The sequence below is a fragment of the Acidobacteriota bacterium genome, from assembly GCA_016715115.1.
Taxonomy (GTDB): Bacteria; Acidobacteriota; Blastocatellia; order Pyrinomonadales; family Pyrinomonadaceae; genus JAFDVJ01.
The window spans coordinates 210,291-224,138 of the sequence record JADKBM010000016.1 but is presented as its reverse complement, the minus strand read 5'-3'; the positions used below and the strand labels follow the sequence as shown (position 1 = coordinate 224,138).

The 13,848-nt window shown below is 52.1% G+C and carries 12 protein-coding genes and 1 pseudogene; all 13 read right to left on the bottom strand.

Annotated features, from left to right (window positions below):
* Window positions 1–864: 864 nt before the first annotated feature.
* The 13 genes and pseudogenes from IPN69_18755 to IPN69_18695 all read right to left on the bottom strand — a co-directional run bounded on the left by IPN69_18755 (window position 865) and on the right by IPN69_18695 (window position 13,847).
* Complete coding sequence (locus IPN69_18755) at window positions 865–1,596, bottom strand: hypothetical protein (GenBank protein ID MBK8812753.1); 732 nt, start codon at window positions 1,594–1,596, stop codon at window positions 865–867.
* A gap of 327 nt (window positions 1,597–1,923) precedes the next feature.
* Window positions 1,924–2,325 (bottom strand): hypothetical protein, encoded by a 402-nt coding sequence (locus tag IPN69_18750; GenBank protein MBK8812752.1) that lies wholly within the window; start codon window positions 2,323–2,325, stop codon window positions 1,924–1,926.
* Between the two features lie 49 nt (window positions 2,326–2,374).
* Window positions 2,375–2,563, bottom strand: a complete 189-nt coding sequence (locus tag IPN69_18745; protein MBK8812751.1) for a hypothetical protein — start codon at window positions 2,561–2,563, stop codon at window positions 2,375–2,377.
* Window positions 2,564–3,590: 1,027 nt separating this feature from the next.
* A pseudogene (locus IPN69_18740) lies at window positions 3,591–3,893 on the bottom strand (hypothetical protein).
* A gap of 59 nt (window positions 3,894–3,952) precedes the next feature.
* A complete protein-coding gene (locus IPN69_18735) occupies window positions 3,953–4,462 on the bottom strand; it encodes a hypothetical protein (GenBank protein ID MBK8812750.1) in 510 nt (169 codons plus the stop codon).
* A gap of 17 nt (window positions 4,463–4,479) precedes the next feature.
* Window positions 4,480–5,565, bottom strand: a complete 1,086-nt coding sequence (locus tag IPN69_18730; GenBank protein MBK8812749.1) for a hypothetical protein — start codon at window positions 5,563–5,565, stop codon at window positions 4,480–4,482.
* 565 nt (window positions 5,566–6,130) lie between these two features.
* A complete protein-coding gene (locus IPN69_18725) occupies window positions 6,131–7,501 on the bottom strand; it encodes an RHS repeat-associated core domain-containing protein (protein ID MBK8812748.1) in 1,371 nt (456 codons plus the stop codon).
* Window positions 7,502–7,744: 243 nt separating this feature from the next.
* On the bottom strand, window positions 7,745–8,050 hold the full coding sequence (locus IPN69_18720; GenBank protein MBK8812747.1) for a hypothetical protein: 306 nt from the start codon (window positions 8,048–8,050) through the stop codon (window positions 7,745–7,747).
* A gap of 26 nt (window positions 8,051–8,076) precedes the next feature.
* Complete coding sequence (locus tag IPN69_18715) at window positions 8,077–9,927, bottom strand: RHS repeat protein (GenBank protein ID MBK8812746.1); 1,851 nt, start codon at window positions 9,925–9,927, stop codon at window positions 8,077–8,079.
* A gap of 113 nt (window positions 9,928–10,040) precedes the next feature.
* Window positions 10,041–10,487 carry a hypothetical protein gene (locus tag IPN69_18710; GenBank protein MBK8812745.1) on the bottom strand — a complete coding sequence of 149 codons (447 nt, stop codon included), beginning with the start codon at window positions 10,485–10,487 and terminating at the stop codon, window positions 10,041–10,043.
* A 57-nt stretch (window positions 10,488–10,544) separates the two neighbouring features.
* Window positions 10,545–11,828 carry a hypothetical protein gene (locus IPN69_18705; GenBank protein MBK8812744.1) on the bottom strand — a complete coding sequence of 428 codons (1,284 nt, stop codon included), beginning with the start codon at window positions 11,826–11,828 and terminating at the stop codon, window positions 10,545–10,547.
* Between the two features lie 460 nt (window positions 11,829–12,288).
* On the bottom strand, window positions 12,289–13,368 hold the full coding sequence (locus IPN69_18700; protein ID MBK8812743.1) for an RHS repeat-associated core domain-containing protein: 1,080 nt from the start codon (window positions 13,366–13,368) through the stop codon (window positions 12,289–12,291).
* Window positions 13,369–13,535: 167 nt separating this feature from the next.
* Window positions 13,536–13,847 carry a hypothetical protein gene (locus IPN69_18695; GenBank protein MBK8812742.1) on the bottom strand — a complete coding sequence of 104 codons (312 nt, stop codon included), beginning with the start codon at window positions 13,845–13,847 and terminating at the stop codon, window positions 13,536–13,538.
* Window position 13,848: the final 1 nt, after the last annotated feature.

Sequence of the window (13,848 nt, the reverse complement as noted above, 5' to 3'; positions counted from 1 at the left end):
TCACGTGTTCTTCCCAATGCCTTTTCACCTCGCTCGGATTGCATTCGCTGGCTGGCTGACCCTGTTCTCTGTACGGACCCGTACGCAGGGTGGTGTGGGAGGCGGGAGCCGTGAGGCTTCTCCCTATCCCGATCGTGGGTTTCAACCCACGGGTTCTCGTTGATTCGTATCTAGTCGCGTCAGCGACGGCTGAATCAATCGTCGCTGACGCGACGCGCGAAACTTTTATGACCCCTTGGGGCTGTCAAAAACTGTATAAATTCGCTGAAAGCGAATCAGATAATAGCCTGGGGTGAGCGGAGCGTAAACCCAGGATTTTAGTCAGATGGGACGCCGGCCCTGAAGGGGTCGAAGGTAAGTCGTTGATTGTCGGACCCTTGCAGCATCATGTTGCGTTGTTCAAAAAACGGCCGCGCTCGTTTCTTTCGCCTTGCCGCACACTACTTTGTTGTCCCGTTCCCGCCTTTCAGGGCTCTGGACTTTTCATAAGCGCCCCGTCTGGATCCGTCCGCCAAATCCGAATCGCGCAACGATGCCGTGAGTCGCCGACGAGATCCGAATCGCGTAGCGATGCCGTGAACAAGCCGTGGGTTTCAACCCCCGGACATCGCATTGTGGGATCTCGTCGCTTCAGCGACGGCTGATTCGGGTCGTCGCTGAAGCGACGCGCGGCCCTTTTCGAAGCTTGCCGTTGGTTGAAATCCACGGCTACGACCAGCTTTCCGGCCGAATTGACGAAGATCGTGGTTTCCGATACGCCTTGAGTGTTCCACGTGATCTTCTTGACGCGTTTTCCCTCGCCGTCGCGGACTTTACGCATTCAACCAGCCGCAGTGCGGCGTCAGCCCACGGGCCAACGCGCGGTTAGAGATTGGAGTCGCGCGAGCGACGGCACGGCCGATTTTTGGAATTTCGATTTTGGATTTCCGATCGGTCGGAAATCGACACGCCGTTCGTCCGCTTTCGGCGGTCACGCGTGAACGCGCAACTCCTGCGGGTTGGCGAAATCCAAAATCGGAAATCCAAAATGCGGTGTGCCGTCGCTCTGCGACTCGGGTTCGGGATTCGATCGCTTTCCGTGGGCTTACGCCGCACGGCTAAACTCTGCCGCCGCTCCGCGGCTGGACGGGCCGGCAAAGTCCAGTTCTGTCCGGCATTTTCGGTCCTGTTGTTCTTTTCTTCCGCCTCAGTCAGGCGATAAAGCGGATCGTATTTGTAATTCTGGACGATCGGATTCGCAATGCCGGCAACCGTCATCACCATCTGCGCGATGTTGCCCGTGTTCTTGCTCGCATTGACCGATCCCGACTCAAGCTCGCCGTATTTGTATTCGAGCTTCCAGACGCTGTTGTCGCTCACACCGACGCCGATCCCGATCTCGGTCAGTTGCGCCCGCTCGTTGAACTTTGCCGTCTCCCATCGGTTGTTCCCGAGCTTCATCCGCTCGATCCCGCCCGATGCCGTGTATGAGAACGAATTGGCGTAGGTCCTCTCGGGCGCGATCTGGTTGGCTTTGCCCCAGATCCGGCTGAGGTCGCCGTCGGGTTCGTATTCGTAGCGGACGACTCGCGTCGAGAGATAGGTTTCCTCAATCAACGCGCCGGCGAAGTTGTAGGCGTACTTCGAGACGCGCGGCGTCGCGCTTTCGACCGATTCGGTGCCGAACGGAGTGCGCTGGATGCTTTCGGTCAGGCGGCCGAGCGTGTCGAACTGGGTGTAGCGCGTGTCCGAGACCGAGCTCGCGACGCGCGTCAGTTTGCCTTTGGCGTAGTTCGGCGATGCCGGAGCCTGATTGGGTTCGAGCAGTCCGTCGTAAAGGAACGTGACCTCGGGCGTGTTGTCGCTGAGGTCGTTGCTCGCGAGGCCGGCGCAGGTCGTGGCTGTGACGTTGAGGTTCGGCTTGGAGTAGCAGCGCTCCGTAATCTATCGAATTACTTCGGGTTTCTCCATGAAGTAAATGACCGCATTTTCTTTGGTAACATGGCAAACAAATTCCTCGCGAACTCTTGCTTTCTCAAACTCAGTTTCAAAAACAAGTCTAACAACGCGGTACGCGGCCTCAACTTTCACGCCTTCTTCAATTCGAGTACTTTTTCTGACTTTTCCAAAATTCCGTCGAACATCCCCATATGCTTGTGAGAAGTTATCAAATGTCAGTACACGCTTTGTCTGAACCGATAACAAATCATACATTTCGTCGAACTTCTGATCGTTGTACAATTCATGAAAATACTCAATCTTCTTCTCCGCAAGGTTCTTGTCATCTGCAAAGTATATTGGATCAATTCTGAAACACGCCGCCGTCAATAGGATCAGAACGATCATCGAGGCTTGTGCTGATGACCTTTTTCGACATTTTGTCTCCGAATCCTTCTCAGCGTCTTTCTTTACACGAGATCTCAACATTTGAATCACCCATCAGTTGAAATTCAATCACAACAAACTGGTTTCCTTTAACGTATCGGCTTTCATCCGATAAGCTTTCCTCCAAAAAGCTCCAACCGGCGTTTCTTGCCCAATCTTCATAGAATGCCTTTATTTCATCCATACGTTTGTCGGACATATAGAAAACGTCAATACCGCCATGTTGGTATTTCCGCCAAGTTCTTTTCTGATAAATCGAAAGCTCTCCGGTTTTGGCATGTCAGCGCAAATTGCAGTGACTCGTTTCAAGATTTCAGATCGCGCAACTGTCGCGTCAATCTCATCGGGATTCGTTTGACCGGAACAAGAGACGATTGCAAGAATTCCGAATGCAAGAATCAAGACCTTTATGTCAACCATGAATTTCTCCTTTCAATTTCTCGGCCTGAACCACTCTATTGGATTTCCCAAGTACGTGCCGTTTCCAATTGTAAGGCTGCCACCAGAACCAGGTGAAAAGCCAACATTGAAAGAAGTCCGAGAGCCGGTTCTCGTGACTCCGGCACATATTCTTGCACATCCCTGAGTCGTCACGCTGCTTCCGAGAAAGAAGTCTCGGATCCCATCACGAGAGCGGTTGTTGTCTAGGATGTAATTAGCGTTTAGGCTTATTCCACCTCCGAGGTTTTTCGTGCTGAAACCCGAAAGGAACTTGCTTGGGTTCTGAATATTCCTTAGTGCGTTCGAATAGCTGGAAAGGTTGATTGGGCTATAATCCCGAGACCCGATAACGTCTCCCTCACTTGTTAGCGTTATTGTTGCTCCGGGATTCCAAAAAGGTATTGGCACACTGCCGCCAATCGAAATCGCGTCGGGTCGAGCTACACGACGGATACCGTTTAGGACTGGCCAAGTGGGACTTTTTGTGACCGATCGCGAAAGGGATGGAAATGCACTGCTATCGCTTCTTTGTATGGTATCCATCATCGCGCGATCCCAGACACTGATCGTTGGAGCTCTGGTTGGAAATCTTCGATTCCAAAGTGCGTCACCCAAAGTGTTGTTGCTTAGGGTTGAAGTCAAGAAGTCTAACTGAGAGCGCGCCTTAACCTGATACCAGCCCATACCACCCACAGTACCGTCGCCATAATTGAAAATGCGAAATTGAGCGTTTGTCGTGACATCCGTAATTGTAATATCGGAACCGACTGGCAAGACGGTCCAATTCAGCGTTGTATTTGCAGGGATTTCGTTGTTGTACCAAGTCCGACCTGTGGAATCGGTCGCCGTGTAAGCCGTCCGGTTCCATTCTCTTGGACAAGGATTATTGGCCCACCGCACAATCCGGTTGGGTCGGTTGAGATAATCGGACTATTCTGCACATAAAGAAACCGATTGAAAGTCTGCGGATTCGCTGATTTGCCGCTTGCGAGCAAAGGATCGACGGCAGTGAAGCGGCCGTGGCGGTTTTCGTACATTCGGGCTTCGGCGAAGTCGAGGCCGGTTTCGTCGTCTTTCTGATAGCCGGTGAATTAAACTATACACGTTATCACCGACCGCGCGATGTTGCCCTTTAGCTCGGTCGAGATTATCTGGTTCTTACCAAGACCACCTTTCCGTCCCAACGAATCTCTCGACCTAGGACTCTGCAGTTTTCGGACGATATTTCACCGGACAACTGATTCATTTCAAAATCATTTAAAAGAAGTCGCATTATGCATTCATCATCCGAGAACTGTAGCGCGACCGAACCTCGTTTGAGTTCCGCTGATACGTCCGCCCAAGACTCATTCGGCTGCGCCTCCTGGGAACTAATCCCGAGTAGCATTTTGCCGGACACGGTGTCGCCGCTGCACGTCAACTCAAGCAAACCAACAATCGGGCCGCATCGTTTCCGCTGACAATCTTTGTCTTCAACACTGCTTGGCGGATTGTACACGATCCACCTGCCGGAAACATAACGACAAATCTCCACACTGGTAAGCTCGTGCTGTTCAGTTTTCATTCTTACATCGCTAACACGTTGGGAACATGCCGCCAGCGATGCCGAAACCGCGAGAACAGCAATAAGAATCCAATGATTTCTCGTACAATCCATATTGTGTTTCCTCTATATTATTCAGGGGTTTCTGGCTTTTTTGGTTTCTTTTCATCAGGTAGTACTTCGACATCGGTGACTTCAACGGAAACCGCATAATCGGGCACCCGCTCCAAATAATCGGTGTTCCCGGCCGCCTTCGGGTCCTTCGACAGCGCCGCGTTACCCTTCTTTACCACCGTATCGATTGAATCACCGTTTGACAGCGCCTTTGTTATCTCGTAGCCGGCATTCATCGCTGTCGTGACCCGCGTTCCAGCATTGTTTCCCAAATTGTCTGGCCCCAAAGGGTTATTGAAATAGATCTCTGAATTATCGCCTTTCAGAAACTGAAGTACTCTCGGGAAGTTGCGACCTTGCCAACAGCTAACGATAAACACGTTTTGACTATCAATCATAGGCGTTGACTCGTTCTGATAACTAACATTTCCCTTTTCGTCACGTATCCGCGTCGTGATACCAAGTGAGCCGAGGCTTTGTACTTCGTTAATGCTACCCAAGGGCGTCTTCGTTACTCTCTCACCGAGCCATATCCCTTGGCCTTTGCCGCCCCAGGAGTGCGTGACTATTACGACATTCCTAGTTGGATCTTGCAAGGATTTAAATATCTTTTGGGTTCCAAATTCATTCTCCTTGATGTAATACACGTTGACGTTCCGGCGCTGAGCAAGTCCGTCGAGACTGCGCGTTCCTCGACGTTCTCCGCGATTCAGTAATACGTACACATCGACAACTCGTCTTTTCGATCCGGTGGCCGCCTGTTGCCCATCCGGATCGGCCAGCACAAGCGGACAGTTGAGCACATAAACAAACCGATTGAAAGTCTGCGGATTCGCCCTCTTGCCCGATGCCAGCAGCGGATCGACCGCGGTGAATCGGCCGTGTTTGTTCTGATACATCCGCGCTTCGGCGAAATCGAGTCCGGTTTCTTCGTCGCGTTGGTAGGTGGTGAATTTCTGGCGGAGGTTGTCGGCGGCGCCGTATTTTGCTGTGATTGTACGTTCGCCGGTGTTGCTGGTGATCTCTTCGCCGAAGGGTTTGAAATCGCGGCGCGCGATGACGTTGCCTTCGCTGTCCGTGATCACTCTTGGCGATCCCAACATATCCGTTGCCGTGTAACGCGTCGTCGGATTCTCGGGCGGCGCGGCGGTCGAGTTGGTCGCAAATCCACCAAGGGTCGACGTGCATATTTTCGCGTTTCGAACCAAAGGGAGAAAAAGGGTTTCCCGATATCACAGATTAGAGTCGGGTTGCTTTCGCGATCGCTCATCGATTTCTAAGCGAAGTGTCATTGACTCAACTAATCCATAGACTTCCGCTTCAGAACAGTCATACCGTTTTTCGGAAAAACCCTTGGTTTCCGCCTCGACGTAGAAGACTCGAAATCTCCTGTTCCCGAGATATTGTACGGCTACTGATGGCATCGTTCGAGAAACCTCATAGCTGCTCGTCCGAGAGAAACTGACACAATGCGAAAAGGAAAGCGGATGGCACCCGTCAAGTCGACCGTTCCGCAACAGATAGTCAAACAATTCAAAAATCGGGAGTACATCCTTGCCCTCAGCGGCGAGACCATAATAATGGTTCAACACTAATTTCCAATTTTGCGGTACTTCTCTAATATCTTCCTCAATTTTCATTATTTTCAATCAAAACGCTGTTGGCCTTTCAAAAAGGCGAAGCGACCCGACGATTATTGACGAAGAAAGTTGTTTTTTGCAACAGGCTTGGATTGGACGCGATTGTATAGAGCTCGGCATTTGTGACATTACGGCGCCGCACATCGAAGCCGAATCTCCTCCCTTTGTCCAGGGCTCCGGGAATATCATCAATTAGGCCGTCTAGCGCAAAATATATTTGATCAGACCGAGACGCAGCCTGGTTAAATGCGCGACCAAAGTTGTTTGTTACCGTCCGCCGGGTAATTCCGTTACTAGCCCAGTTTTTTGCAACGCTAGCTGAAGTCGATTCCGCAAGTTCCTTAACAACAAAGCGTTCCCCAAGGGTCTCCAGACCCAAGGCAATACTTTTGGCCGATTGTCCCTTGCTCCCCGTCGGTGCTGTCACTACGTCTACGCCAAGAAGAACGGTGTCAACGGCGAATCTGCCGTAACTCCCCCGCCCTTGTTCTGCCAAAAGCCCGGACTTTTGAGCATTATAGATACTACTTAGAACTGGAACCCATTGTATTTTAGCGTCTACGTCTTCCATCGTCCGATTAAGCGCATCGAATTGCGCTTCCGTTGTGCTGTTCACAACTTGTTGGAATCCAAATCGAATGGGTGTCGGGGTGGAATCGGTTTCCCAAGAATCGTCACCTCCCGATGTATATGAACGATACCTTACCGCCAACGTTGCCAATTCCCATGAGCCAGTTCTTGCCGTTTCACCGTTCCAAGAAATTGTGTTACTCACCCACCTCATCGCACGGCAAGCAAAACCAAAGAACTCGCAGGCCCGAGAGGTTCCGCCGTCGATTGTTCCACCTTCGTCAGGAATCTGGTTGTTCTGCAAACCCGTCGGGTCGGTATTGACCAGCGGGCTGTTCATCACGTAGGTGTAGCGGTTGAAGGTCTGGGGATTCGCTGATTTGCCGCTTGCGAGCAAAGGATCGACCGCGGTGAACCGGCCGTGGCGGTTTTCGTACATCCTCGCTTCGGCGAAGTCGAGGCCCGTTTCGATGTCTTTCAGGTATCCGGTGAAGCGTTGGCGGACCTTGTCCTGGGTTGCAGTCGAGTATTTGTCGGTCGTTTTCCTGAACGTCTGGTCGGCGGCAAGGTCCTCGCCGAACGGCTTGAAGTCGCGGCGTGAGACGACATTCCCGCTCCGGTCCGTCACCAGCCTGACGCTCAGCAGGGTGTCGGTCGCGACATAGCTCGTGTTCGGATTCTCGGGCGTCTGGTTCGAGTATTCGGCGATCAGTTTGCCGCTCGCGTCGTACACGAACACGGTCGTTTCAAGATCGGTGACCTTCTTGACCCTGCGACCCTCGCCGTCGTAAAAGTAGCGCCCGATCGGTTGGTTGTTCTGGTCGAGCACCAACGACTGCTTGTTCTCGCCGTTGAAAACGACGCTCAGCCCGTCGGCATTCGCGATCAGATTGCCGTTTTTATCGTAGCCGTAGCCCTGATTCGGGTTGAACCGGTTCGTCGCCGGATCGATCTGCGGGAACGATTTGTTGTCATTGACGATCTGCGTCGTTCCGGCAAAGTTCGCGAACTGCGTCCGGTTGCCGAACCGGTCGTATTCCGCACGTCAGCGAGGACATTGCGCGGGGGCGCATCAATCTTCGTTAGATTTGTCCGAAACCGATCGTAATTCCAAGATTTCTCCATGCCCAAATGGCTTGTCGCCTTCACCGAACTGAAACGTCGAGCCTATTCCGACCCCTAAGTAATCTATGCTCTCATCCAAGAATCGAATTGAAACGAGAGCTTCATCACCTGGTTTCATCGAGTCCCGGTCAAGAAGATCAATCATTCCGCTCGTCATATACTCGCCACCGAAATCAAAAACGGGCCTGTAACCACTGATGAAAGGAGTCTTTCGAAGCTTGTTCAGTTTGATTCTCGAAGTTGCAATTATCATAAGAAACAAATTCCCGAAGGAGATAACTAGTTCCCGGAAAGCGGGCTTGCCATAAAAACACGCCGTGCCTGCGCTCTGCGTAGCTGATTAGCCGGAATGGCAACAGCCTTCATGCCATCCATTGGAAGCTTCTCGCTCATCTTGAATACTCGCGATGGTACCCTTACCTCCAAAACAAAATTCGGGATTTTATCAAGCCGGAAATTGTTTCTACCAAAACGGGTTGCATCATCAACTGAAGTGGCGAATAGTTTGACGGACTCATACCCACCGCGCTTTGTTCTCAAACCGTTTACGGCAATGTCTCTGAGTTCGGAGGCGGAAATCGCTCGATACAACGATATGCTCCTCAAATTCGCCAATGACCGAACCACATTGGCGCCGCCGTTCACCAACATCGCGCCGTTCGTGCCGTAGTAGAAAAACTTTCCGGCGCCCGATGTGTTTTCATCAGGCGACAGAATCGGAGCGTACGGAATTCTGTCGCCGCCGGACGCCGAATTCGCGCCCCATGCTCCGAGATTGTACGTTCCGGCAAAGCCGTTGTAAACAGCTGCACCGGACCACATCGCATCGCCTGCACGTGCTGCAAATTCCGGGTCGCGTACTCCGATACATTTTGGATCAATTCGACAGTAATCGCGCGTGGCTTGTGTGAAAGAGGCCCATTCGTCGAACCATCGCGCACGGGATCCGCCGTCACTCGTTCCGTCTGCATAAAGGTATTGTGTGCCAATTCGGGATCCGCTGATAACATGATAAACCCCGTTTTCGAAACTCACGTCGTTCCATTTCTCTCCGGGCGACTCCTCGAACGCTTGATAATAGGTCGTGCAGCGGTTGTCGCACTTTTCCTTGAGAAGGTCCGGATTGGTTGTCGAGTACCACCGCCGTTCGCCGTCTAGGCCCGTTGGGTCGACGCAACCCAATGGCGAATTGACGCAATACACAAACCGATTGAAAGTCTGCGGATTCGCTGATTTGCCGCTGGCAAGTAATGGATCGACGGCAGTGAATCTGCCGTGGCGGTTTTCGTACATCCTCGCTTCGGCGAAGTCCAATCCTGCTTCGTCGTCTTTTTGATAGCCGGTGAATTTCTGTTTGACGTTGTCGTTTGCCGGCTGGTAGGCGGCGACCGAGGCGCGGGAGCCGATGTCGGGGGTGATCTCTTCGCCGAATGGGAGAAAGTCTCGCCGGGAGATGACATTGCCTTCGCTGTCGGTGATCACGCGCGGCGTGCCGAGATGGTCTTCGGTCAGATAACGGGTCGTCTTGTTCGGAACCGGAACCTGCGTGTCCGAGTATTCCGCGACCAGCTTTCCGGCAGAATAGACAAAGATCGTGGTCTCGGATGCACCCTGCGAGTTCCACGTGATCTTCTTGACCCGCTTTCCCTCGCCATCATAAAGGTATCGCCCGATCGTCTGGCCCGAGGCATTTTTTACCTCGTACTGCTTGTTCTCGCCGTTGAAAACGACCCCGCGGTTGTCGCCGTCGGTTGTCAGATTGCCGTTCTTGTCGTAGCGGAAGTTCTGATTCGTCGTGACAAACCGGTTTGTCGCCTGATCGATCAAAGGAGTTGCGGTCGTCTGGACCGCGCCCGATGTCTTGTTGAGAGTCTGGCTGAACGCCGTCCTGTTGCCGAACCGGTCGTAGCCGAAGTTCTGGATCCAGTTCTGCGCCGCGCCGGCGGTTTCTCCCGCTTCGGTCAAACGATAAAGGGGATCGTATTTGTAGTTCTGGACGATCGGATTCGCGACGCCCGCGAGCGTCGTCACCGACCGGGCGATATTGCCCGTGTTCTTGCTCGCGTTGACCGATCCCGATTCAAGCTCGCCGTATTTGTATTCGAGCTTCCAGACGCTGTTGTCGCTCACACCGACGCCGATTCCGATCTCGGTCAGCTGCGCACGCTCGTTGAACGCGCGCCGTCTCCCAGCGGTTGTTCCCGAGCTTCATCCGCTCGATCCCACCCGATTCCCAGTTGGCGTTATGGCGTTTCTAAGCGTTGAAGGAAAATGGTCCGTCCACTGTCGGGATCACCAAAAGTAAACACCGCCAATAGAACGCCGCTTTGCCGCGCCAACGGGATCGTTATGAGTCTCGGACTTCCGCTACCCATATCAATTAGATCGAGCCAGATCTGATTGCCCGGGCCTCTATGTAGATTCCATTTACCTCTGAACGATTCAACTCCTTCGCCGCATTCTTCAAATCGCGCCCAGCAAAGCGGAATGTCGTCGAGACGATACTCGTGATTGCCTTCCAAGACGAGTACGGGGTTCCGATCGGGCGAACCGATCTTATTGCTTCTAAGGTAGAATTCGCTCTCGGCCTTGACCATCCATCTACCGATGAGTTCGGATTCGCTTAAATTGCCCTTAACCGGCCGGTAACCGCCGCCACAGGAGCTAAGCAAAGTCACGGTCAGTGCCATACAGAGCCTTAAAGTCGCGTTCGATATTGGCCGCAGTTTCATGGTAATGCTAGTTCTCTATCTAAATCCACAGGGATTGCGTTCACTCCACATTATAGTCTGTCTGATGGTAGACAATGACGCCCGGGAATTGCTCCGATAGCCTCCAAAATTACCCAACGGCGAAGTATTTACGTTCCGATCACTCAGAAGATGATAAAACGTTGAGTACGCGCCTGTCTCATTGCTTACCGTGAATGTCGTTAAACGAGTGTTCGGGTCCAATTCTGCGATTCTAATGCGAAACGATCCGACGAAATTACGAGACTCGCTTAGGTCGACGGTTGCCCTCAAATGGCTATCGGAACCATTGCCCTGAATTCCAGGAAGAAACCGATCAATCGTACCACGACCGGTGACGCCGAATTGACCTTCACTCCGGGTACGGTCGTACTGAAATCCCGAACGATTGCATGCATTTTCGCTGAACCGATTTCGGTCGGAGGATAGCTGTGGCGATGTTTTCATTCCGTTTGTGATACTACTGTTTGGGCCAAAGAAGCGTTGTTCCTCGCCCGTGCCAGTGAGAAATTCAAACAGAAGAAACCCAGGACGTACGTTACTCGATTCACCCTGATTCGTTGGTCCGATCGATGGGCCATTCACCCATCGATCAAATGCCGCCTTTGCCTCCGCCATTGAGTTGTAGATAGGTGACTGGACATTACTCGTAGGATGAAGCGCCCAATATCCTCCTGATGAAGAGTCCTGATAAACACCGGGTTCGATTCGGGGAATCCCCACAACATCGGATTTGTCGACGTATACTGGTACAAGGAATTTTCGCTCAACGGTTTTGTACTTCTTGCCGATTTTGACTCTTTGTTTTTCGACCCGCTCTTCCAAGATCCAATCCAGGCCCAACGGATCAGAGCACGTTACAGGATTACTCCCGCAATAAACAAACCGATTGAAAGTCCGCGGATTCTTGGCTTTTCCACTTGCGAGCAACGGATCGACGGCAGTGAACCGGCCGTGGCGGTTTTCGTACATCCGGGCTTCGGCGAAATCGAGGCCGGTTTCTTCGTCGCGTTGGTAGGTGGTGAATTTCTGGCGGAGGTTGTCGGCGGCGCCGTATTTGGCGGTTGTTGTGCGCTCGCCGGTGTTGTCGGTGATCTCTTCGCCGAAGGGTTTGAAATCGCGGCGCGCGATGACGTTCCCCTCGCTGTCGGTGATCACGCGCGGGGACCCGAGCATGTCGGTCGCCGTGTAACGCGTCGTCGGATTCACGGGCGGCGCGGCGGTCGAGTTGGTCGCAAATCCACCAAGGGTCGACGTGCATATTTTCGCGTTTCGAACCAAAGGGAGAAAAAGGGTTTCCCGATATCACAGATTAGAGTCGGGTTGCTTTCGCGATCGCTCATCGATTTCTAAGCGAAGTGTCATTGACTCAACTAATCCATAGACTTCCGCTTCAGAACAGTCATACCGTTTTTCGGAAAAACCCTTGGTTTCCGCCTCGACGTAGAAGACTCGAAATCTCCTGTTCCCGAGATATTGTACGGCTACTGATGGCATCGTTCGAGAAACCTCATAGCTGCTCGTCCGAGAGAAACTGACACAATGCGAAAAGGAAAGCGGATGGCACCCGTCAAGTCGACCGTTCCGCAACAGATAGTCAAACAATTCAAAAATCGGGAGTACATCCTTGCCCTCAGCGGCGAGACCATAATAATGGTTCAACACTAATTTCCAATTTTGCGGTACTTCTCTAATATCTTCCTCAATTTTCATTATTTTCAATCAAAACGCTGTTGGCCTTTCAAAAAGGCGAAGCGACCCGACGATTATTGACGAAGAAAGTTGTTTTTTGCAACAGGCTTGGATTGTTCGCGATTGTATAGAGCTCGGCATTTGTGACATTACGGCGCCGCACATCGAAGCCGAATCTCCTCCCTTTGTCCAGGGCTCCGGGAATATCATCAATTAGGCCGTCTAGCGCAAAATATATTTGATCAGACCGAGACGCAGCCTGGTTAAATGCGCGACCAAAGTTGTTTGTTACCGTCCGCCGGGTAATTCCGTTACTAGCCCAGTTTTTTGCAACGCTAGCTGAAGTCGATTCCGCAAGTTCCTTAACAACAAAGCGTTCCCCAAGGGTCTCCAGACCCAAGGCAATACTTTTGGCCGATTGTCCCTTGCTCCCCGTCGGTGCTGTCACTACGTCTACGCCAAGAAGAACGGTGTCAACGGCGAATCTGCCGTAACTCCCCCGCCCTTGTTCTGCCAAAAGCCCGGACTTTTGAGCATTATAGATACTACTTAGAACTGGAACCCATTGTATTTTAGCGTCTACGTCTTCCATCGTCCGATTAAGCGCATCGAATTGCGCTTCCGTTGTGCTGTTCACAACTTGTTGGAATCCAAATCGAATGGGTGTCGGGGTGGAATCGGTTTCCCAAGAATCGTCACCTCCCGATGTATATGAACGATACCTTACCGCCAACGTTGCCAATTCCCATGAGCCAGTTCTTGCCGTTTCACCGTTCCAAGAAATTGTGTTACTCACCCACCTCATCGCACGGCAAGCAAAACCAAAGAACTCGCAGGCCCGAGAGGTACCTCCGTCGATTGTCTCGGTCTCATTTTCTGGTTCTTGATTAGTCTGCAAACCCGTCGGATCGGTGTTGACGAGCGGACTGTTCAGGACGTAGGTGTAGCGGTTGAAGGTCTGCGGATTCGCGTTCTTGCCGCTAGCTAGGAGCGGATCGACGGCGGTGAAGCGTCCGTGGCGGTTTTCGTACATCCGGGCTTCGGCGAAGTCGAGGCCGGTTTCGTCGTCTTTTTGATAGCCGGTGAATTTCTGGCGGAGGTTGTCGGAGACTCCGTATTTCGCGGTGATTGTGCGTTCTCCGGTTTAGGAGACCCGAACATGTCGTTCGCGGTGTAACGAGTTGTCGGATTCTCGGGCGGCGCCGCCGTCATGTATTCGGCGACCAACTCTCAAGCGACGAAAACGGTTGCGTCCTGAGCAATGTTTTTGCGACTTCAACTGCGAGTCAATCGCGTTCAAAACCCAACATCGGAGTTATTAGCATACTCTTGATAAAAACGAATCAGTTCCGCCAATGCTCTTTCATCGTTTTCATACCACCCTCGGAATTCGGACATCATAATCGGCCCGTTTGCAATTCCGCGAGTGTTTGCAAGCCATTTTCCGAAGTTCGTCCAGATGGAATGAGTTTGCCCAGTCGCCAAATCCGAACCAAGACCAAAGCCGTCGAGAAAACAGACCACCTCCTCAAAGGTGCCGTTTACGGTGTACATTCGTGGTCGGCGACAAACCGCTTCAACGATTTCGATGAATTGCTTTTCGGTCATA

Coding starts and splice junctions, on each gene's coding strand:
- IPN69_18750 (MBK8812752.1), bottom strand. CDS start 2,325: ATGATCGTTCTGATCCTATTGACGGCGGCGTGTTTCAGAATTGATCCA.
- IPN69_18745 (MBK8812751.1), bottom strand. CDS start 2,563: ATGTCCGACAAACGTATGGATGAAATAAAGGCATTCTATGAAGATTGG.
- IPN69_18735 (MBK8812750.1), bottom strand. CDS start 4,462: ATGGATTGTACGAGAAATCATTGGATTCTTATTGCTGTTCTCGCGGTT.
- IPN69_18730 (MBK8812749.1), bottom strand. CDS start 5,565: ATGTTGGGATCGCCAAGAGTGATCACGGACAGCGAAGGCAACGTCATC.
- IPN69_18720 (MBK8812747.1), bottom strand. CDS start 8,050: ATGATAATTGCAACTTCGAGAATCAAACTGAACAAGCTTCGAAAGACT.
- IPN69_18710 (MBK8812745.1), bottom strand. CDS start 10,487: ATGGCACTGACCGTGACTTTGCTTAGCTCCTGTGGCGGCGGTTACCGG.
- IPN69_18695 (MBK8812742.1), bottom strand. CDS start 13,847: ATGACCGAAAAGCAATTCATCGAAATCGTTGAAGCGGTTTGTCGCCGA.